Annotated in this window: 15 protein-coding genes; 11 read left to right on the forward strand and 4 right to left on the reverse strand. The window is 68.5% G+C overall.

Features of this window, described 5'->3' with window-relative positions:
* The 3 genes from DB31_RS01445 to DB31_RS44390 form a co-directional block, all read right to left on the reverse strand.
* The gene (locus DB31_RS01445) at nt 1–672 is read right to left on the reverse strand and encodes a (2Fe-2S)-binding protein (protein ID WP_044180939.1); all 672 of its coding nucleotides are present in this window, start codon (nt 670–672) and stop codon (nt 1–3) included.
* Nucleotides 673–877: 205 nt separating this feature from the next.
* Complete coding sequence (locus DB31_RS01450; protein WP_044180941.1) at nt 878–3,175, reverse strand: membrane dipeptidase; 2,298 nt, start codon at nt 3,173–3,175, stop codon at nt 878–880.
* Nucleotides 3,176–3,258: 83 nt separating this feature from the next.
* A complete protein-coding gene (locus tag DB31_RS44390; protein ID WP_052419632.1) occupies nt 3,259–4,323 on the reverse strand; it encodes a PrsW family glutamic-type intramembrane protease in 1,065 nt (354 codons plus the stop codon).
* 329 nt (nt 4,324–4,652) lie between these two features.
* Here DB31_RS44390 and DB31_RS01460 point away from each other — a divergent pair, with 329 nt between their 5' ends.
* From DB31_RS01460 to DB31_RS01510, 11 genes are read left to right on the forward strand one after another with little or no spacing between them, the layout of a single operon-like run.
* On the forward strand, nt 4,653–5,393 hold the full coding sequence (locus DB31_RS01460; protein WP_044180944.1) for a phosphoadenylyl-sulfate reductase: 741 nt from the start codon (nt 4,653–4,655) through the stop codon (nt 5,391–5,393).
* Nucleotides 5,394–5,411: 18 nt separating this feature from the next.
* A complete protein-coding gene (locus DB31_RS01465) occupies nt 5,412–6,062 on the forward strand; it encodes a precorrin-2 dehydrogenase/sirohydrochlorin ferrochelatase family protein (protein WP_044180946.1) in 651 nt (216 codons plus the stop codon).
* Complete coding sequence (gene cobA, locus DB31_RS01470; protein ID WP_044180949.1) at nt 6,059–6,856, forward strand: uroporphyrinogen-III C-methyltransferase; 798 nt, start codon at nt 6,059–6,061, stop codon at nt 6,854–6,856. The genes DB31_RS01465 and cobA overlap by 4 nt, the downstream gene beginning before the upstream one ends.
* A complete protein-coding gene (cysD, locus tag DB31_RS01475; protein WP_044180952.1) occupies nt 6,849–7,766 on the forward strand; it encodes a sulfate adenylyltransferase subunit CysD in 918 nt (305 codons plus the stop codon). The genes cobA and cysD overlap by 8 nt, the downstream gene beginning before the upstream one ends.
* Complete coding sequence (locus tag DB31_RS01480) at nt 7,766–9,508, forward strand: GTP-binding protein (protein WP_044180955.1); 1,743 nt, start codon at nt 7,766–7,768, stop codon at nt 9,506–9,508. The genes cysD and DB31_RS01480 overlap by 1 nt, the downstream gene beginning before the upstream one ends.
* Entirely contained in the window at nt 9,505–11,364 is a 1,860-nt protein-coding gene (locus tag DB31_RS01485) for an assimilatory sulfite reductase (NADPH) flavoprotein subunit (protein ID WP_205628450.1), read from the forward strand. Before DB31_RS01480 ends, DB31_RS01485 begins: the two co-directional genes overlap by 4 nt.
* 14 nt (nt 11,365–11,378) lie before the next feature.
* Nucleotides 11,379–13,094 carry an assimilatory sulfite reductase (NADPH) hemoprotein subunit gene (gene cysI, locus DB31_RS01490; RefSeq protein WP_044180961.1) on the forward strand — a complete coding sequence of 572 codons (1,716 nt, stop codon included), beginning with the start codon at nt 11,379–11,381 and terminating at the stop codon, nt 13,092–13,094.
* 42 nt (nt 13,095–13,136) lie between these two features.
* The gene (locus DB31_RS01495; protein WP_044182118.1) at nt 13,137–14,168 is read left to right on the forward strand and encodes a sulfate ABC transporter substrate-binding protein; all 1,032 of its coding nucleotides are present in this window, start codon (nt 13,137–13,139) and stop codon (nt 14,166–14,168) included.
* Nucleotides 14,169–14,183: 15 nt separating this feature from the next.
* Nucleotides 14,184–15,020 carry a sulfate ABC transporter permease subunit CysT gene (cysT, locus tag DB31_RS01500; RefSeq protein ID WP_044180965.1) on the forward strand — a complete coding sequence of 279 codons (837 nt, stop codon included), beginning with the start codon at nt 14,184–14,186 and terminating at the stop codon, nt 15,018–15,020.
* Nucleotides 15,021–15,026: 6 nt separating this feature from the next.
* Nucleotides 15,027–15,875 (forward strand): sulfate ABC transporter permease subunit CysW, encoded by an 849-nt coding sequence (gene cysW / locus DB31_RS01505; RefSeq protein WP_044180970.1) that lies wholly within the window; start codon nt 15,027–15,029, stop codon nt 15,873–15,875.
* Complete coding sequence (locus DB31_RS01510; protein ID WP_044182121.1) at nt 15,872–16,948, forward strand: sulfate/molybdate ABC transporter ATP-binding protein; 1,077 nt, start codon at nt 15,872–15,874, stop codon at nt 16,946–16,948. The genes cysW and DB31_RS01510 overlap by 4 nt, the downstream gene beginning before the upstream one ends.
* 36 nt (nt 16,949–16,984) lie before the next feature.
* Here DB31_RS01510 and DB31_RS01515 read toward each other — a convergent pair whose 3' ends face one another.
* Nucleotides 16,985–19,282, reverse strand: a complete 2,298-nt coding sequence (locus DB31_RS01515) for a xanthine dehydrogenase family protein molybdopterin-binding subunit (RefSeq protein ID WP_044180973.1) — start codon at nt 19,280–19,282, stop codon at nt 16,985–16,987.

Raw genomic sequence — 19,282 nt, forward strand, 5'->3', positions numbered from 1 at the left:
TCAGGCCTTCTTCCCGCGGCCGTCGCGAACGGCAGCCACGATGTGAGGGTAGGCTCCGCAGCGGCAGATGTTCCCGCACATGCCCTCGCGGATGTCCGCGTCGGTCTGTCCCCAGTTCTCCTGGGAGAAGCCCACCGCGCTCATGATCTGTCCAGGGGTGCAGTAGCCGCACTGAAAGGCGTCGTGCTCGATAAAGGACTCCTGCATGGGGTGCAGGGTGTCGCCCTGGGCGAGCCCCTCGATGGTGGTGATGCGCTTGCCCTGCTGCATCACGGCGAGCATGAGGCAGGCGTTCACGCGGCGGTCATCCACCAGGACAGTGCACGCGCCGCACTGGCCCATGTCGCAGCCCTTCTTCGAGCCGGTGAGTTCAAGCCGCTCGCGGAGCGCGTCGAGCAGCGTCACGCGTGGCTCGACCTGGAGCGTGTGCTCCTTGCCGTTCACATTGAGCTTGATGTTCACGGCGGGCACAGCGGGCCCGTCGAGGTTGGCAGGCTTGGGGCTCGCCGCCTCGGCGGTGTCGGGCACCGTGAGCAGGCCGGTGGAGAGCAGCGCGCCCCCCACCACCGCCGTGCCGACGAACTCGCGCCGGGTTGCCTTTCCATCGTCGAAGACGGTCAGCGCGTCGCTCGACGTACTGTCGTCAGGGGGAAGCAGCTTCGGATCGGACATGCGGGCGAACCCTCCAGAGCTCCACACTCAACCTGTCTGAAAGGACTATTCCACCTTCCACACCGAAGGGCACCTCCGTCGTACTGCCCACGGCCGAAGCGAGTGTCCACTGCGTGGCAACTGCGTCACGACAGGCCCACTTCGACCTGCGGCTCCCCGAACCGGTCCAGTTGTTGGACAGGTTCAGGGAGCGCGCGGAGGGGACCTATCCGCAGGTGAACGACCAGCGGCAGTTGTTGGACACGCACTCGCGGTCGGACGCGCACGCCGCGCCACGGGACTTCTTGTTCTGGCACTTGCCTGAGTTCGTGCCCCAGCCGCAGTACTGGTTCGAGGCGCAGTGCGAGTCGCTCTGGCACAGGCACGAGCCCGTGGGGTTGATGTAGCAGTCCGCGCTGCACCGATCCGTGGTGCACTCCCGGTCTGCCTTGCACGCCTGTCCATACGCCTTCGAGCGCGGCGTGTAGCACCACCCCGTCAGGGTCGCGCAGCCACCACAGGCTCCAGACTGGCACTGCCCATCCCGGCTGCACGAGACCCAGTTCGCCTTCTTCGCCACGCAGTCGTTGTCACCCGGCCCCGGCAGCTCCTCCTGGCAGTAGCTCGCGCTGCCGCAGTCGCCGTCGTCGTTGCACACGCACCGGCCGTCGAACGTGGAGCACAGCACCGAGGTGCACTGGTCACTCTGGCACTCGGCGTCGAAGCGGCACCCCTGCCCCAGCACCTTCGAGTCCGGCGCGTACGCCATGCCGCACACCGTGGGGAACTGGGCCTCGCGCGTCTCCTTGGAGACGTAGGGTGCGACGCCCGAGGTGTCGATGTCGCTCGCCGCATCCGCCATGCCCGTGCGAGCCGCCGTCGCGCGCTCCCACATGCGGATGAACGTCTCCGCCGAGTTCTCCAGCCCCGTGGTGTTCACGCCCAGGTTCTTCAAGTCCCTCAGCAGATCCGGCAGCAGGCCGATGTGCGCCAGGCCGTTCTCGTCGAACTCCGTGCCCAGGCGGCCCGGCCCGGAGAGCGTCTGCTGGTAGGCCTGCACATCCGCCTCGGCCTGGAACGTCGCCGAGCACGCCCCGTTCGGGCCAAAGCGCGGCCGCGTCTGCTGGATGAAGCCGTTCAGGTCGGCGCCGAACGCCATGGGCACCTTCAGTCCCTGGCGGCCGAACTCGTACGCCTGCGCCAGGGAGCGCGTGGAGCCGTGGCAGTTGTTGGCCACCGCCGTCTTCGTGTACGTGCGGACCTCGTCGTGCGCCGTGCGCAGACCGAACATGCCGCCCGTCTGCCGCAGGTAGCGCACCACCCACGACGGCGTGGACTTCTCCTGCTCGGCCACCTTCGGGTTCATCACCTCGCGGAAGTGCCCGTGGGAGATCATCAGCGGGTAGTACGTGTTGGTCTGTGCCAGCGCGAACGTGTCCTGCACGGAGCGCTCGGACATGTGCGCCATGTCCACCAGCATCCCCTTGCTCATCATCGCCTGGACCATGGCCTTGCCCTCGGGCGTCAGGCCCTTCACGTTGCGGCAGGCCGAGTCCACGTCAAAGCCCAGCGTGAACGAGCCCGTCGTCACACCGCAGTCCGTGTCGATGTGGCAGTTCTCCAGGAACTCGGCCGCCTGGAAGATGGCGTTGTGCGGCGCCGCGCCCGCGAAGCGGTTGTCCAGCTGGTGCACGGGCTGCAGCGAGCGAACGCCCAGGCTGTAGAAGCGGTCCAGCTCCGTCCGCCAGTCCTTGCTGCCGAACAGCTTGCTCGTCTCGATGGAGAGCACCATGGCCAGCTTGCCCGAGGCGATGATCTGCCGCGCATGCGCCGGCGACAGGGCGATCTCCACCCAATCCGTGCGAGCGTCGAAGTCACGGGCCATCTGCAGCTGCACCTCGATGTCCGCCATCTCGTCGCAGGGCCGCTTCAGGTTCTGGTACGGCAGCGCGTTGCAGAGAAAGCCGTTGCTCACCAGGGAGACCATCACCAGCGACAGGCCGCCATCCTTGGCCTTGCGCAGCCAGCCCTCCCACGCCTGCTGGTGGGCGATGGTGTCCCAGCGCGGCCACTGCGTGGGCACATCCCGCCGGCCCAGGTGCAGACCCGTGTCGCCCTGCGTGCCCTCCATCTTCGCGATGAACTCCGAGCCCACTGCACCACCAACGCCGAAGAGCGCCGCCAGCAGCGGGTTGGCTCTCAAGTCCACGCCGCCCGAGTTCGGGCACAGGTTCAGCAGGTTGCTCAGGTCCATGCGCACCCGGGCGTGGCTGCTCTCCGGCATGCCGCCGTCACAGCGGTTCAGCGTCCCGGTGTAGCTGCCGTGGAACCAGCCTCCACCGAAGGCCTGCTCGGCGAACATGTGGTGGTGCAGCTCCGCGAAGCCCGGGACGCCCAGGCCCTGCTGAACCTTGGCGGGCTCGACGGGCACCTCTTCTTCGGTGGGACCACAGCCTTGGAGGACGGCGAGCGTGAGCCCAAGGCTCAGCAAGCCAGAGCGGCTGACTCGGGGAAGTCTCTGCATACAGGGACTCCTGTTTTGACTGGGAGTGAAGGGTTCCTCTTACCCTTTCCCTCCCCCCTTCGCGCAAGCCCCCTGGTCAGGTCTCAGCCCGAAACAGGCTCGAAGGGTCCTCTCAAGCCCGAGCGGAAGAGGGCCAGGCTGATCAGCGTGGGGATCGCGGAGAAGATGATCAGCCCCACCTTGGCGCCCGTCGTGAGGGGCTCGCCCGAGCTGTCGGGCATGAAGAGGACGGCAGCCACGCCCAGCCACCAGAGGCCGCAGAACGAGAGCCCGATCCCGCCGAACCCCAGCTTGAGCCACGACCCGAAGGTGCGCACGGGGGGACCGTGCCGGACAGCGCGCCGGGGAAGCTCCGGCTCGCGCACGGCCTCGGTGCCCTCGCCCCCCGCCATCAGCGCTCCCAGAGACGTCACCAGGACCGGCTGCTCCGTGGGAACCGGGGCCGTCAGCAGGGCCCCCGCGAAGACGGCCTGCCCGGCCAGCACCTGCTCGGACTGCAACTGCTTGTAGAGCTTGCGCCCCCAGCGGACCTCGATGAACAGCACCACGAGCGCCAACACCGCGAATCCAGAGCCCGTGAAGAGGAAGGCGTCATAAGCACCGTGAAGGAGGATGGCCGAGCCCAGGCCCATCCACATCAAAGCGGAGCGCTGCCCTCCCTCGGCGAACCGCGCCCGGCCCAGGAAGGCGCCCATCACCACGCCCGCGAAGGCGTGACACGGCACGGCCGTGACCGCGCGCAGCACCGCCGTCTCCAGTCCGCCCGACCCCACGTAGAGGATGTTCTCCAGCGTCGCGAAGCCAAGCGAGGCGGTGGCGCCGTACACCACGCCATCCAGCGGCTCGTCGAAGTGGGACTTGCGCCACACGTACCAGCGCAGCACGAGGAACTTGAAGAACTCCTCCGGAATGGCCGCGCCGAGGAACGCCTTCACCAGCGCATCGCTCCACATGTCGCCGGTGAAGCCCTGCCCCATGCTCTCGAGCGCCATCGCCACGGGCACCACGGGGACGCAGATGAACGCGCCCCACAGGAATGTCCTGATGAGCAGCCCACGGGGCTCGGGGTTCTTGTCCCTCGCGTAGACGTACCAGAGCAGCAACAGCGACGGGACGACCGCGGAGCCCCCCAACATGAGCACGGACATGCGCCCACGGTAGCAGCACTCCCAGGCCGCGCCCTCCGCGGAGGTAGAACCCTCTTACGCCTGAGCTCTCCTCGGACACCGGCCTGGCCTGTCCGCTATAGCGGACAGGTTGACTCCATCTGCTATAGCGGATAGATAGTTGAACATAATGACATCCCCCGCTCCCCACTCGTGCTGTACGGGACGCGCCCCTCTCCACGCGCGTTGTTGCCAGCGATCTCGCTGATCGCAGCCGCCGGAGGTGTGACGCGTTTCGTGAGTGGTGTGTCATACGGCCCGCCCTCTTCACGAGGGCCGGGCCGTTTCTTTTTTCTGTCTGGAGTCCCCCCATGTCGCTGGCTCAGCCCCTCTCCGCGCAGCTCTCCCAGGCAGAGCTCGCCGCCGCTGCCGTGGAGCTGAAGACGGCCCCCGCTGAGCAGGTCCTCGCCTGGGCCGAACGCCGGTTCGGCTCCAGCGCAGCCATCGCGTCCAGCTTCGGCGCGGAGGATGTGGTCCTCATCGATCTGGCGCGCCAGCACGCGCCCAGCCTGCGCCTGTTCACGCTCGACACCGGCCGGCTGCCTCCGGAGACGTACGAGCTGATCGAGACGCTGCGCAAACGCTACGGGCTGGAGGTAGAGACCTTCTTCCCCCAGCGCGAGCGCGTGGAGACACTGGTGTCCACCCAGGGGTACTTCTCCTTTCGCCAGAGCCTGGAGGCTCGCAAGGCGTGTTGTGGCATCCGCAAGGTGGAGCCCCTGAAGCGCGCGCTCACGGGCCGGCAAGCGTGGGTGACGGGGATGCGCCGCGAGCAGTCCGTCACCCGCACCGGCGTGGAGACCGTGGAGTTCGACGCGGACCACGGCGGCCTGGCCAAGCTCAACCCGCTGGCGTCCTGGAGCGCGAAGCAGATCTGGTCGTACATCCAGGAGAACGGCGTCCCGTACAACGCGCTCCATGATCGCGGCTACCCGTCCATCGGCTGCGCGCCCTGCACGCGCGCGGTAAAGCCCTACGAGGACGAGCGCGCCGGGCGCTGGTGGTGGGAGTCCGCAGACAAGAAGGAATGCGGGCTGCACGTGCGCGGCTGAGCTCCCCGAGAACGGATCATGGCCTCGCCCAGCACAGCTTTCGATTACCCGGTCTGCCTCCGGCTGCACGGCAAGCGCGTTCTCCTCATTGGCGCCGGAAACATCGCCGAGGGCCGTGCGCTCCAGCTCATCGAGACCGGCGCGCGGGTGAGAATGATCGCACCCCAGGCCACCGCCACGCTGAGGCGCCTCGCCGAGCAGGGACAATTGGAGCTGCTGGAGCGCCCTTATGCCCAGGGCGACCTGTCCGGGCATGCGCTGGTGTTCGTCGCCACGGATGATCGGCGGGTGAGCGAGGCGGTCGCGGAGGAGGCGCGAGCGCTCGGCATCTGGCTGAACGCGGCGGACGAGCCCGACCTGTGCGACTTCACGATTCCCTCCATTGGCCGCCGGGGCGCCATCACCGTTGCGGTCTCCACCCAGGGACAGTCGCCCGCGCTGGCGCGGCACCTGCGGCAGAAGCTGACCGAGCAGATCTCGCTCCACCATGTGCAGCTCGCCCGCCTCAGCGGGTGGCTCCGGGAGCGGCTGCCCCGAGGACCTCGGCGCAGCCGGCTGCTGCGGCTGCTGGTGGAGGAAGACATTCGCGGACTGCTGGCCAAGGGCCAGCGCCGGGAGGCGTGGGCCCGGCTCCGCGCCGAGTTGGAAGCACTGGGAGAGACAACATGAGTGGCGGTAACAAAGGTTGGGTGTACCTGGTGGGCGCGGGACCTGGAGATCCAGGCCTGCTGACGCTCCGGGCGGCGAGCCTGCTCGCCAGCGCGGACACCGTGGTGCATGACCGGCTCATCCACCCGGGAGTGCTGGAGCACGCGCGTCCCCACGCCCGCCTCATCTACGTGGGCAAGGAGGGTGGCGGAGACTCCGTACGGCAGGAGGACATCCACACCCTGCTCGTCCAGCAGGCGAGGCTGGGCCGAGCCGTGGTGCGGCTCAAGGGCGGCGACCCGTTCGTCTTCGGCCGAGGCGGCGAGGAGGCCCTCGCGCTCGAGGAGGCGGGCGTTCCGTACGAGGTGGTGCCGGGTGTCTCTAGCATCTCGGCCGTGCCCGCGGCGGCCGCCATCCCCATCACCCACCGGGGCCTGTCGGGGACGGTGACGTTCGCCACCGCGCACCTCGCGCATGAGACGCCGGACTGGGAGCACCTGGCCCGTTCGGAGACGTTGGTCCTCTTCATGGCGGGCCGGAAGCTGGAGGAGGCGACGCACGCGCTCATCAGCGCGGGGATGTCTCCGGGCACGCTCGCCGCCGCCGTGGAAGCTGGCACTTGGGAACACCAGCGCGTCGTCGAGGGAACGGCGGCCACCATTGCCTCGCGCGTGAGGGAGGCCGAGCTGGGCTCTCCCACGCTCCTCATCCTGGGCGCGGTGGTGTCGCTGCGCTCGCAGCTCACCTCGCTGGTGGCGAATACAGAAGCCGCGGGGCGCTCGCAGCCCCGCGTGGCGGAGGCTGGTCATGAGTGAGTCCACGTCCGCACGGCTGTCACACCTGTCGGTGCTCGAGGCGGAGAGCATCCACATCCTCCGCGAGACGGTGGCGGAGTTCGCCAACCCGGTGATGCTCTACAGCATCGGCAAGGACTCGCAGGTGCTGCTGCACCTGGCGCGCAAGGCCTTCCACCCGGCGCCCCTGCCCTTCCCGCTGCTCCACGTGGACACCACCTGGAAGTTCCGGGACATGTACACGTTCCGCGACCGGTTCACCGCGCAGCACGGGTTCCGGTTGCTGGTGCACACGAACCGCAAGGCGCTGGCCGAAGGCATGAACCCCTTCGACCACACCAGCCAGAAGTACACGCACGCGATGAAGACGCAGGCGCTGCTGGAGGCCCTGGCGATGCACGGCTTCGACGCGGCGTTCGGCGGAGCGCGGCGCGACGAGGAGAAGTCCCGCGCCAAGGAGCGGGTGTTCTCGTTCCGGGATCGCCACGGGCAGTGGGAGCCGCGGCGCCAGCGGCCCGAGCTGTGGAACCTCTACAACGGCCGCATCGACACGGGCGAGAGCATGCGCGTCTTCCCGCTCTCCAACTGGACCGAGCTGGACGTGTGGCACTACATCCTCAAGGAGAAGATCCCCGTGGTGCCCCTGTACTTCGCCGCCGAGCGTCCGGTGGTGGAGCGCAGCGGCAACCTCATCATGGTGGATGACGAGCGCATGCGGCTGAAGCCGGGCGAGAAGCCCGTGCTCAAGCGCGTACGGTTCCGGACGCTGGGCTGCTACCCGCTCAGCGGCGCCATCGAGTCCTCGGCCACCACGGTCGAGTCCGTCATCCACGAGATGGTCACCGCCCGCCACTCCGAGCGCCAGGGCCGGCTCATCGACCACGACGAAGAGGGCTCCATGGAGCTCAAGAAGCGCGAGGGCTACTTCTAATGGACACCTCACTCCAAGCGCCCGTCACGGACATCCAGCAGTTCCTGGTCGACCACGCGAACAAGGAACTGCTGCGGCTGGTGGTGGTGGGCTCCGTGGACGACGGAAAGTCCACGCTCATCGGCCGGCTCCTCTACGAGTGCGACGGCCTGTTCGAGGATCAGATCTCCGCCGTGAAGCGCGCCACCGCCAAGCGCGTGGCGGCCAACGAGGGCGCCACGCCCACCACCGAGCTGCTGGCCCGAGGGCTTCAGGCGGCGGCCTCGGCGGCGCTGCCTCAGGAGGAGGAGATCGACTTCTCGCTCTTCACGGACGGCCTGCGCGCCGAGCGCGAGCAGGGCATCACGATTGACGTGGCGTACCGGTACTTCTCCACGGCCAAGCGGAAGATCATCGTCGCGGACACTCCGGGACACATCCAGTACACGCGCAACATGGCCACCGGCGCCTCCACGGCGGACGCGGCGGTCATCCTCGTGGACGCGCGCCTGGGCGTGCTGCCGCAGACGCGGCGCCATGCGTACATCGCCTCGCTGCTGGGCATCCCCTACCTGGCCGTCGCGGTGAACAAGATGGACTTGATGGGATTTGACCGGGCGCTCTTCGAGCGCATCGGCAGCGAGCTGGCCGGGTTCGCGAAGTCGCTCGGGTTCACCCAGGTGAAGCTGTTCCCCGTCAGCGCGAGCAAGGGCGACAACGTCACGCGCCCGAGCACCCGCACGCCGTGGCACGAGGGCGGCACGCTCCTGGGCTGGCTGGAGTCCCTGCCCCACCAGCGCCACCAGGACGAGGCTCCGTTCCGCTTCCCCGTGCAGTACGTGCTGCGCCCGCACCTGGACTACCGCGGGTTCGCCGGGCAGATCGCCTCGGGCACCGTGCGCGTGGGCGACGAGGTGGTGGTGCTGCCCTCGCAGCGCCGCACGCGGGTGACGGCCATCGACACCTTCGAGGGCGAGCTCCCGGCGCAGAGCGCGCCGTTCTCCGTCACGCTGCGGCTGGCGGATGAGGTGGACATCAGCCGCGGGGATGTCATCGCCCACGTGGCCGAGCCACCTCAGGCGCTGAGCCGGCTGGACGCCATGCTGGTGTGGTTCGGCGAGCAGCCGCTGGATGGCTCCCGCCGTTACCTGGTGAAGAACTCCACGCGCACGGTGCCGGCCACGCTGGAGCAGATCCTCTGGCGCAAGGACCTGGAGAACCTCACCGAGGTCCCCGCGGATACGCTGTCGCTCAATGACATCGGCAAGGTGCGGCTCGCGGCCAAGCGCCCGCTGCTCTGCGATCCCTACCAGGACAACCGGAGCACTGGCGCCTTCATCGTCATCGACGCGCTCACCCACGACACGGTGGCAGCGGGGATGATCCTCGGACCCGCGAGCGATGGGGACAAGGCGGCACGCACCCTCATCAGCGCGCAGGAGCGGCGCGAGCGGCTCGGCCAGAAGGGCGAGGTCATCCTCCTGCCGGATTCCCCCGAGGCCGAGCAGCGGGCGTACCAACTGGAGCGCCACCTGTTCGATCAGGGGCGGCATGTCTCGGTCGTCCGGGGTGACACAGAGGTGGCGTTGGCGCTGGCGGAGGCAGGGCTCATCGTCCTCCTGCACACCGTCGCGCCGCAGGCCCGGCGCGCGCTCCGCAACCAACTCCGTGACGCGGGGCTGGGCGGAGGCGAGTTGGAGGCCACGGAGAATCTGGACGGATGGGTACGCCAGGTCCTAGCGGCTCAGGAGTCGAAGTCATGAGCTCGCTGCCCGCCAAGGGAGCGGGACGGCCTACAGGAGCACTGCCGATGGTCTCACCCTACGTGAGCGCCATGCTGGGCGAGGAGCGGAGCGCCCTTCTCCAGCGCGTGGTGGAGGGTCTGCCGTCCGAGACGCTCCACTGGCTGAGCGGCTACTTCGCCGGCCTCGCCACGCAGCGCGGCCCCGTTCAGGAGCAGGCGCCCGCGCCCACGCCCGTGGTCCAGGCCGTGCCGGAGGCGTGGCTCACCATCATCTATGGCACGCAGACCAACAACAGCCGCATGCTGGCCGAGCGCCTCAAGCACCAGGCAGAGGCCTCGGGCCTCTCGGTGCGCCTGTACCGCGCGTCGGACTACCCGGTCCGGGAGATCGCGAAGGAGCGGCTGCTCTACATCGTCATCAGCACCCAGGGTGATGGAGATCCGCCGGATGACTCGCGCGGCTTCGTCGAGTTCCTCCTGAGCAAGAAGGCTCCCAAGCTGGAGCAACTGCGCTTCTCGGTGCTGGGCCTGGGCGATTCGAGCTATCCCAAGTACTGCGAGATCGGGAAGATCCTCGACACGCGGCTGGCCCAGCTGGGAGCCACCCGGCTGCTGAATCGCGCGGACTGCGATGTCGACTTCGAGCCTGTCGCCCAGGGCTGGCTCGATCAAGCTGTGGGCAAGGCCACGGAGGAGCTTGCGCCCAAGACGGCCACCGCGGTCGTCACGCCGCTGCGCACGGCCCCTCCCGCGCCAAAGCACGGCAAGGAGGCTCCCGTCACGGCGGAGATCCTCGTCAACCAGCGCCTGACCGGGCGCGGTGCGAACAAGGACGTGCGGCACATTGAGCTGTCGCTCGGGGACTCGGGCTTGGCGTACGAGCCCGGAGATTCGCTCGGCGTGTGGCCACGGAACGCTCCGGAGCTCGTGGCTGACTTCGTGTCCCTGCTCAAGGTCAACGGAGAGACAGAGGTCACCCGGGACGGCCGCGCCCTGCCCCTGCAGCAGTGGCTGACCGAGGAGCTGGAGCTGACCAAGGTGAGTAAGCCCTTCCTGGAGCGCCATGCCGCGCTCTCCGGGAGCACGGACCTCCAGCGCCTGCTCGCCCCTGAGGGGGCAGAGGCCTTCCGTGCGCTGCTCAAAACCCACCAGATCATCGACCTGCTGCGGCTGTGGCCCGCGCCATGGACGGCGGAGGAGCTGGTCCGCGCGCTGCGCAAGCTGGCACCTCGGAGCTACTCCATCGCTTCCAGCCAGAAGCGGGTCGGCACCGAGGCCCACCTGACGGTGGCGGTGGTGGACTACGTCGCCTTCGGGGCCCGCCACACGGGCACGGCCTCCTACTTCCTGGCCACGCGCACGGGAGACGAGGAGCGCGTGCGCGTCTTCGTCGAGCCGAACGATCGCTTCCGCCTGCCGCGCGACTCTGCCCGGGACGTCATCATGATCGGCCCTGGAACAGGGGTGGCCCCCTTCCGCGCCTTCGTACAGGAGCGCGCCGAGACGGGCGCGAAGGGCCGCAACTGGCTCTTCTTCGGTGAGCAGCACTTCCGCTCGCAGTTCCTCTACCAGACGGAGTGGCAGGAGGCGCTGAAGAAGGGCGAGCTGCACCGCATCTCCCTCGCCTTCTCGCGAGACCAGGTGGAGAAGATCTACGTGCAGCAGCGCCTGCGCGAGGCGGGCAAGGACCTCTACGCGTGGCTGGAGGGCGGCGCACACCTCTACGTGTGCGGCGATGCCCAGCGGATGGCGCCGGACGTCCACGAGGCCCTCATCGACATCGCCACCACCCACGGAGGCCGGAGCCGCGAGGACGCGGAGTCCTGGCTGTCCACCCTGCGCGACGAACAGCGCTACCAGCGCGACGTCTACTGATTCGGAGCATCGCCATGAGCACCCCCACCAAGCCCCCAGCGCTCTCGGAGGCGGAGCAGATCAAGGCCAAGAGCCGCCGCCTGCGTGGCACCCTCGTCGAGAGCCTCGCCGATCCCGTGACGGGAGGGCTCGCTCCCGCGGACCAGAACCTCATCAAGTTCCACGGCAGCTACCAGCAGGACAACCGGGACGTGCGCGAGGAGCGGCGGCAGCAGAAGCTCGAGCCGGCCTACGACTTCATGATCCGCACCCGCCTGCCCGGCGGCGTGGCGACCCCGGCACAGTGGCTCGCGCTGGATGCGCTCGCGCAGAAGTACGCCAACGGGACGCTGCGGCTCACCACCCGGCAGGCCTTCCAGCTCCACGGCGTCATCAAGACGGACCTGAAGCGCACCATGCAGGGGATCAACGCAGCGCTCCTGGACACCATCGCAGCCTGCGGAGACGTGAACCGCAACGTGATGTGCAATCCCAACCCCGTGGACTCGCGCGTCCACGAGGAGGCGCACCAGTGGGCGGTGAAGCTGTCCGAGCACCTGCTGCCGAAGACCCGGGCCTATTACGAGGTCTGGCTCGACAAGGAGAAGGTCGCAGGGAGCGGCGAGGAGGAGGAGCCCATCCTCGGCGCCACCTACCTGCCCCGGAAGTTCAAGGCCGCCATCGCGGTGCCTCCCATCAATGACGTGGACGTCTTCTCGCAAGACCTGGGTTTCATCGCCATCCACGAGGAGGACCGGCTGCTCGGGTTCAACGTCACCGTCGGCGGAGGCATGGGCGCCACGCACGGGGACGCCGCCACCTTCCCGCGGCTCGCGGACGTCATCGGCTTCATCCTCCCCGAGCAGCTCCTGGCCGTCGCGGAGAACGTGGTGAAGGTGCAGCGCGACTACGGCGACCGCACCACCCGAAAGCACGCGCGCTTGAAGTACACCATCGAGGATCGCGGCATCGCATGGTTCGTCTCCGAGCTGGAGTCGCGGCTGGGCTTCTCACTGCAGCCCACGCGTCCCTTCACCTTCGAGCACAACGGCGACCTCTTCGGGTGGCGCGAGGGCCATGACGGGCGCTGGCACCTGACGCTGCGCCTGGAGAGCGGGCGCGTGGCGGACACCCCGGGGGCGCGGATGCTCACAGGCCTGCGGGAGATCGCCCAGCTGCACCCCGGAGACTTCCGGCTGACGCCCAACCAGAACCTGATCATCGCCGGCGTGACGCCGGAGTGGAAAGAGGACATCGACTCGCTCGTGGAGGCCCACGGTCTGGGGGGCTTCCGCCGCGCGAGCCCGCTGCGCCTCAACGCGCTCGCCTGCGTGGCGCTACCCACGTGCGGCCTGGCCATGGCCGAGGCTGAGCGCTACCTGCCTGACATCGTCGGAAAGCTGGAGGAGCGCCTCGCGGCGCACGGCCTCCAGGACGAGAAGATCCTCCTGAGAATCACGGGATGTCCCAACGGCTGCGCACGCCCCTACCTGGCGGAGATCGCGCTCGTGGGCAAAGCCCCCGGCCGCTACAACCTCTTCCTGGGTGGGGACGTGCGCGGACAGCGGCTCAACCGCCTATACCGGGAGAACATCGACGAAGCGGGCGTCCTCGCGGCGCTCGAGCCGCTGTTCTCCCAGTACGCGCGGGAGCGCCGTCCCGGCGAGGGCTTCGGTGACTTCACCGTCCGCGCCGGCCACGTCTCGTCTCCTCCTGCTTCCCCACCCCTTGCTGCTGCTGCCTCGAGGTAGCCCATGTCTTCCGTTCCCTCTGTGAACCGTTCCATCTCCTGGATGCTGAGCTCCGCCGCGGTGCTCCTGCTCCCCGGCCTCCTGGCGTCGCTGAGTGCGTGCACGAAACCGGGCCCGGCGGGTGCCGAGCCCGTGACGCTGCTCAACGTCTCCTATGATCCGACGCGGGAGCTCTACGAGGACTTCAACACCACCTTCGCGAAGCACTACGAGGCCACCCACGACGGTGCGAAGATCTCCGTGAAGCAGTCCCACGGCGGCTCCGGCAAGCAGGCGCGCGCGGTGATCGACGGGCTGGACGCGGACATCGTCACGCTGGCGCTCGCGTACGACGTGGACATGCTCCACGACAAGGGCAACCTCATCCCAAAGGACTGGCAGGCGCGGCTGCCGAACAACAGCTCGCCGTACACCTCCACCATCGTCTTCGTGGTGCGCAAGGGCAACCCGAAGAACATCCGCGACTGGGAGGACCTCGTGCAGCCGGGCGTGGCCGTCATCACCCCCAATCCGAAGACCTCGGGTGGCGCGCGGTGGAACTACCTGGCCGCCTGGGGCCACGCGCTGCGCAAGGCCGGCAATGACGAGGCCAAGGCGCAGGAGTTCGTGGCGGCCCTCTTCAAGAACGTGCCCGTGCTGGACTCGGGCGCCCGGGGCTCCACCACCACGTTCGCCGAGCGCGGCCTGGGGGATGTACTCATCGCATGGGAGAACGAGGCGCTCCTGCTGACCGACGAGGTGGGCAAGGACAAGTTCGAGATCATCGTGCCCTCGGACAGCATCCTCGCCGAGCCGCCCGTCACGATCGTGGACAAGAACGTAGACAGGAAGGGCACGCGGGCCGCGGCGGAGGCGTATCTCCAGTACCTCTACTCCGACGAGGGCCAGGAGCTCGCCGCGAAGCACCACTACCGCCCGCGCTCGGAGAAGGTGGCCGCGAAGTACGCCAGCCACTTCCCCTCCGTGCGCCTGTTCACCATCGACGAGGTCTTCGGAGGCTGGCGCAAGGCGCAGCAGACGCACTTCGATGACCGCGGCGTGTTCGACACCATCTACACGCCGAAGGCGCAGTAGCCGGACTCCTTGGCCATGGCACGACGCGCGCGCCGCATCCTCCCAGGCTTCGGACTGTCGCTGGGGCTGAGCTGGCTCTACCTGGGCCTGCTCGTGCTGCTGCCGCTGTCCGGGCTCTTCCTCAAGACGTTCACGCTGACGTGGGAGCACTTCTGGGAGACGGTGGCTTCCCCGCGCGCGCTCGCTGCCTACCAGCTCACGTTCGGTGCCTCGGTGGTGGCGGCGCTGGCCAATGCCGTCTTCGGCCTGCTCGTGGCCTGGGTGCTGGTCCGCTACCGCTTCCCGGGCAAGAGCCTCGTGGATGCGCTGGTGGATCTGCCCTTCGCCCTGCCCACCGCCGTCGCGGGCCTGACGCTGACGAGTCTGTATGCCAGCACTGGCTGGTACGGGCGCTACCTGGAGGCCGCGGGCATCAAGGTGGCGTACTCCTCGATTGGAATCGTGGTGGCGCTCACCTTCATCGGGCTGCCCTTCGTGGTGCGCACCGTCCAGCCCGTCCTCGAGGAGATCGACGCAGATGTGGAGGAGGCCGCCGCCACGCTTGGGGCGACGCCATGGCAGACCTTCACCCGCATCATCTTCCCCAGCATCCTTCCGGCGCTGCTGAGTGGCTTCACGCTGGCGCTCGCACGGGCCATTGGGGAGTACGGCTCGGTCGTCTTCATCTCCGGCAACATGCCCATGCGTACGGAGATCGTCCCGCTGCTCATCATCACCAAGCTGGAGCAGTACGACTACGCGGGTGCCACGGCTCTGGCCGTCGTGATGCTGACGGTGTCGTTCGGCCTGCTGCTGGCCATCAACCTGCTCCAGCGCTGGGCCCAGCGCCGGTTCGAAGTCCGGCCGGGATAGCTTTCCATGCACGTCTCCTCGCTCCCGCTTCAACGCAGGACCCACGCCGCGGCGGGCTCGACGCTCGTGCGCTGGCTGTTGATCGGCGGGGCCCTGCTCTTCCTGGGCATCTTCCTCGTCGTCCCCTTGGTGGCCGTCTTCACCTATGCCTTCCAGAAGGGCGTGGGGGCCTACCTGGCGGCGCTGGCGGAGCCGGAGACTTGGTCCGCCATCCGCCTAACTCTGATGGCTGCGGTGATCGCGGTTCCCGCCAACCTCATCTTTGGCGTGGCCGCCGCGTGGCTCATCGCCCGGTTCCGGTTCCGTGGGCGGGACCTGCTCGTCACGCTCATCGATCTTCCGTTCAGCGTGTCGCCGGTGATCGCAGGCCTCATCTTCGTGCTGCTCTTCGGGCGGCAGGGCTGGTTGGGGCCGTGGCTGGCCGAGCATGATCTCCACATCATCTTCGCCGTGCCGGGCATCGTGCTGGCCACGCTCTTCGTGACGTTCCCCTTCGTCGCTCGCGAGGTGCTTCCGGTGATGCAGGCACAGGGAAGCGACGAGGAGGAGGCGGCCCTCACCCTGGGCGCCAGCGGCTGGTACATGTTCCTGCGCGTGACGCTGCCGAAGGTGAAGTGGGGCGTCATCTACGGCGTCATCCTCTGCAACGCGCGGGCGATGGGCGAGTTCGGCGCGGTCTCGGTGGTCTCCGGGCACGTGCGCGGGGTGACCACCACGCTGCCGCTGCACGCGGAGATCCTCTACAACGAGTACGACTTCGTCGGGGCCTTCGCTGCGGCCTCGCTGCTGACCGTGCTCGCGCTCATCACCCTGGTCATCAAGAAGTACGTAGAATGGAGGGCGCACGCGCCATGAGCGTCGTCGTCGAGTCGCTGACCAAGCGCTTCACCGCGGGAGGCACGCCGGCTGTCTCGGACGTGTCGTTCCAAGCGCCAGCCGGGGCCATCACCACCCTGCTGGGCCCTTCAGGGGCGGGCAAGTCCACCATCCTCCGGTTGATCGCCGGGCTGGAGCTTCCGGATGCGGGGCGGGTGCTGATCGATGGCGTGGACTGCACGGAGCTGTCCGTGCAGCGGCGCGGCATCGGGGTGGTGTTCCAGAGCTACGCCCTCTTCAAGCACATGACGGTGCGGGAGAACATCGCGTTCGGGCTGAACGTCCGCAAGCAGTCCCGCTCCGAGACCGAGGCGCGGGTCGACGAGATGCTCAAGCTGGTCCAGCTCGAGGAGCTGGGACATCGCTACCCAGGGCAGCTCTCGGGGGGACAGCGACAGCGCGTGGCCTTTGCGCGAGCCCTGGCGATCCGGCCCAAGCTGCTGCTGCTGGACGAGCCGTTCGGAGCGCTCGACACCCGGGTGCGCGTGGAGCTGCGCGAGTGGCTGCACGAGCTGCATGTGCAGACCGGCGTGACGACCCTGCTCGTGACGCACGACCAGGAGGAGGCGCTGGAGATCTCCCAGCACGTCGTCATCATGGAGGCGGGCCGGGTTGCCCAGGCTGGACCGCCCGCGGAGATCTATGACCGTCCCGCGACGCCCTTCGTCGCCTCGTTCGTCGGCGGCACAAGCGTCCTGAGCGGGCACGTCCGTGAGGGCCGGGCGCACCTGGGCTCGCTCCACGTGGCGGCGCCCGCGACGGCGCGGGAAGGCGAAGCGGTGAGGGTCTTCGTCCGGCCGCACGACATCAAGCTCGTGAAGACGGTGGGAGGCAACCACGTCAACGGGGCCAACGGCGCGGTTCCCAGCCGGGTCGAGCGCTTCAAGCCCGTGGGCGGCTACGTGAAGGTGCTGCTCAAGCTGCCCTCGGGAGACACGGTGGCGGTGGAGGTACCGCGCTCCGAGTTCGATCAGCTCGGAGTCGCGGAGGGTGACTCGGTTCAGGCTGACGTGCGCACGGCCAGCGTCTTCGTGGGCGACTTCTCGATCTGATCGCCCACGGCCTCGCCGGCCGCGTGGATGCTCCGCTCACACCTGGATCGACCGTGAGAGTGGCAACTCGCGGATGCGCTGGCCCGTGAGCGCGAAGATCGCGTTCGCGATGGCCGGCGCCACCGGCGGCACACCCGGCTCGCCGATGCCTCCCGGGCGCCCCTCGCTCTGGACGATCTCCACGTGGATCTTCCGTGGAGCCTCGCCGATGCGCACCAGCTTGTAGTTGTGGAAGCTGGACTGCTCCGGCACCCCACCCTTCATCGTGATGGCTCCGTGCATCGCGATGCTCATCCCGAAGATGATCGAGCCCTCCATCTGGGCTCGGACGCGATCCGGGTTGATGACCGTGCCCGCATCCACCACCACCCAGGCCTCGTCGATTCCGATCCGGCCATCGGGCTTGCGCACCGCGGACACCACCACCCCCACATAGGAGAGGAAGCTCCGGTGGGCCGCGAGCCCCAGTGCCCGGCCGTCCTTCTTCCGGTCCTTCCAGCGCGAGAACTCCGTGACGCGCTCGACCACTCCTCGCAAGCGCCCCGCGTCCACCGGGTGCTCCTCCACCGGCTGGCCATAGTTCGCCAGCTGCTCGATGCCGAGCTCCTTCAGCGTCGCCACCCGGGGCGGCCCGATCAGCTCCAGCCTCACGTCGCGGGGATCCTCACCCCGGTCATGCGCCAGCTCGTCGATGAAGGAGTTCACCGCGAACGAGTGGAAGATGTTGTACACGGACCGCAGCCAGCCGATCCGCACATAGGCCTTCGCCTCGCACGCCTCCGCCCGGACGTTGGGCACCGCGAGCGCCAGATCCAGCACGCCCTGCTGAAGATCCCGCGCCGACGGCTTCGCAGGCCCGCCGAACACCGTCCCGATCGGAGGGAACGCCGTACGGTGCCGCCACGCGATAACCTTGTTGCTCGCGTCGAGCCCCGCGCTCAGCCGCTGCGCGCTGACCGAGTGGTAGTAGTCGTGCTGGATGTCATCGTCGCGCGTCCACTGCACGCGCACCGGAACACCCGCCTCCTTCGCCAGCCAGCAAACCTCGGAGACGAAGTCCGCTTTCGACTTGCGGCCAAAGCCGCCCCCCAGGAACGTCACATGGACCTGGACCTTGTCCTCAGTCAGCCCGAGCACACGGGCCGCCTCGGTGCGCGCGGCCTGGGGGTTCTGCGTGGGCGCCCACACCTCGCAGGTGCCCCCCTCGAAGCGCGCCAGCGCGACCGGCGGCTCCATCGGCACGTGTGACTGATGGGGAATGTAGTACTCGGCCTCGACCAGACGCGCGGCCTTGGCCAGAGCGCCCTCGGTGTCTCCCACGTTGCGAACGGCTGTGCCCGGCTTCCGCACGGACTCGAGCAGCGTCTGGTGGTACGTCTCCGAATCGTAGACCGTGTTCTCTCCGTGGTCCCACGTGATGTCGAGCGCCGCGCGGCCTCGCATCGCCGCCCAGGTGTTCTCCGCGAGCACGGCGATGCCGCCCCACGGCTGGAAGGCGTACGGCGGCTTCGGCGCGGGAATCTCGATGACGCGCTTCACCCCAGGAATCGCGAGCGCCTTGCTCGCATCGAACTTCGTCACGCGCCCGCCCACCACGGGAGGCCGCGCAATCACCGCGATGAGCATCCCCGGGAGCCGGACATCCGCGCCGAAGCTGGCCTTGCCCGTGACGTAGGCGGGACCATCCAGGAGCGGCAGCGGTTGACCCACGTGACGCAGCTCGGACCGGGGCCGGAGCTTGACGTCCGCGGGCTTGGGCACCGTCAGCTTCCCGGCCTCCAGCGCCAGCTCGCCGAAGCCCAGCGTCTCCTTGCCTTCACGGCGGAAGACGGCGTGGTCCCGCGCCTCGCAGTCCTCCGGCTTCACCTTCCACCGCTTCGCCGCAACCGCCACCAACATCACCCGCGCGGTGGCGCCCACGCGGCGCATCTCCTCATAGATGGTCCGCACGCTGCTGGAGCCATCCGTGTTCTGGTCGCCGTAGGCCTTGTCTCCATCCGCCTGGAGGATCTTCACCCGCGCCATATCCGCGCCGAGCTCGTCGGCGATCAGCACGGGCAGCGAGCTGCGGATGCCCTGCCCCATCTCGGAGCGGTGGCACACGATCGTCACCACCCCATCCGGGGCCACGTGCAGGTAGACGTTGGGGTTCAGCCCCGGCGCTGCCAGTTCCTGGACCTGATGGGTCGTCTGCTGCTTGGACCCCGAGGACTCCTTCGTGGGCTTCTGTGCCTCCGCTTCCGAGGCGAAGAAGCCGAGGGCGAGGCCGCCCACCGAGAGATTCAGCCCCGCGAGGAAGGTCCGCCGGGCGATCAACATGCGCTCTTGGCTCAT

The sequence above is a fragment of the Hyalangium minutum genome (assembly GCF_000737315.1).
GTDB lineage: Bacteria > Myxococcota > Myxococcia > Myxococcales > Myxococcaceae > Hyalangium > Hyalangium minutum.

What these genes read in the sequence shown, in the direction of transcription:
- DB31_RS01515 (WP_044180973.1), bottom strand. Translation starts at nt 19,282, where the DNA reads ATGAGCCAAGAGCGCATGTTGATCGCCCGGCGGACCTTCCTCGCGGGG.
- DB31_RS01510 (WP_044182121.1), top strand. Translation starts at nt 15,872, where the DNA reads ATGAGCGTCGTCGTCGAGTCGCTGACCAAGCGCTTCACCGCGGGAGGC.
- DB31_RS01495 (WP_044182118.1), top strand. Translation starts at nt 13,137, where the DNA reads ATGCTGAGCTCCGCCGCGGTGCTCCTGCTCCCCGGCCTCCTGGCGTCG.
- DB31_RS01485 (WP_205628450.1), top strand. Translation starts at nt 9,505, where the DNA reads ATGAGCTCGCTGCCCGCCAAGGGAGCGGGACGGCCTACAGGAGCACTG.
- DB31_RS01450 (WP_044180941.1), bottom strand. Translation starts at nt 3,175, where the DNA reads ATGCAGAGACTTCCCCGAGTCAGCCGCTCTGGCTTGCTGAGCCTTGGG.
- DB31_RS01465 (WP_044180946.1), top strand. Translation starts at nt 5,412, where the DNA reads ATGGCCTCGCCCAGCACAGCTTTCGATTACCCGGTCTGCCTCCGGCTG.
- cobA (WP_044180949.1), top strand. Translation starts at nt 6,059, where the DNA reads ATGAGTGGCGGTAACAAAGGTTGGGTGTACCTGGTGGGCGCGGGACCT.
- cysI (WP_044180961.1), top strand. Translation starts at nt 11,379, where the DNA reads ATGAGCACCCCCACCAAGCCCCCAGCGCTCTCGGAGGCGGAGCAGATC.
- DB31_RS44390 (WP_052419632.1), bottom strand. Translation starts at nt 4,323, where the DNA reads ATGTCCGTGCTCATGTTGGGGGGCTCCGCGGTCGTCCCGTCGCTGTTG.
- DB31_RS01480 (WP_044180955.1), top strand. Translation starts at nt 7,766, where the DNA reads ATGGACACCTCACTCCAAGCGCCCGTCACGGACATCCAGCAGTTCCTG.
- DB31_RS01460 (WP_044180944.1), top strand. Translation starts at nt 4,653, where the DNA reads ATGTCGCTGGCTCAGCCCCTCTCCGCGCAGCTCTCCCAGGCAGAGCTC.
- cysW (WP_044180970.1), top strand. Translation starts at nt 15,027, where the DNA reads ATGCACGTCTCCTCGCTCCCGCTTCAACGCAGGACCCACGCCGCGGCG.
- cysT (WP_044180965.1), top strand. Translation starts at nt 14,184, where the DNA reads ATGGCACGACGCGCGCGCCGCATCCTCCCAGGCTTCGGACTGTCGCTG.
- cysD (WP_044180952.1), top strand. Translation starts at nt 6,849, where the DNA reads ATGAGTGAGTCCACGTCCGCACGGCTGTCACACCTGTCGGTGCTCGAG.
- DB31_RS01445 (WP_044180939.1), bottom strand. Translation starts at nt 672, where the DNA reads ATGTCCGATCCGAAGCTGCTTCCCCCTGACGACAGTACGTCGAGCGAC.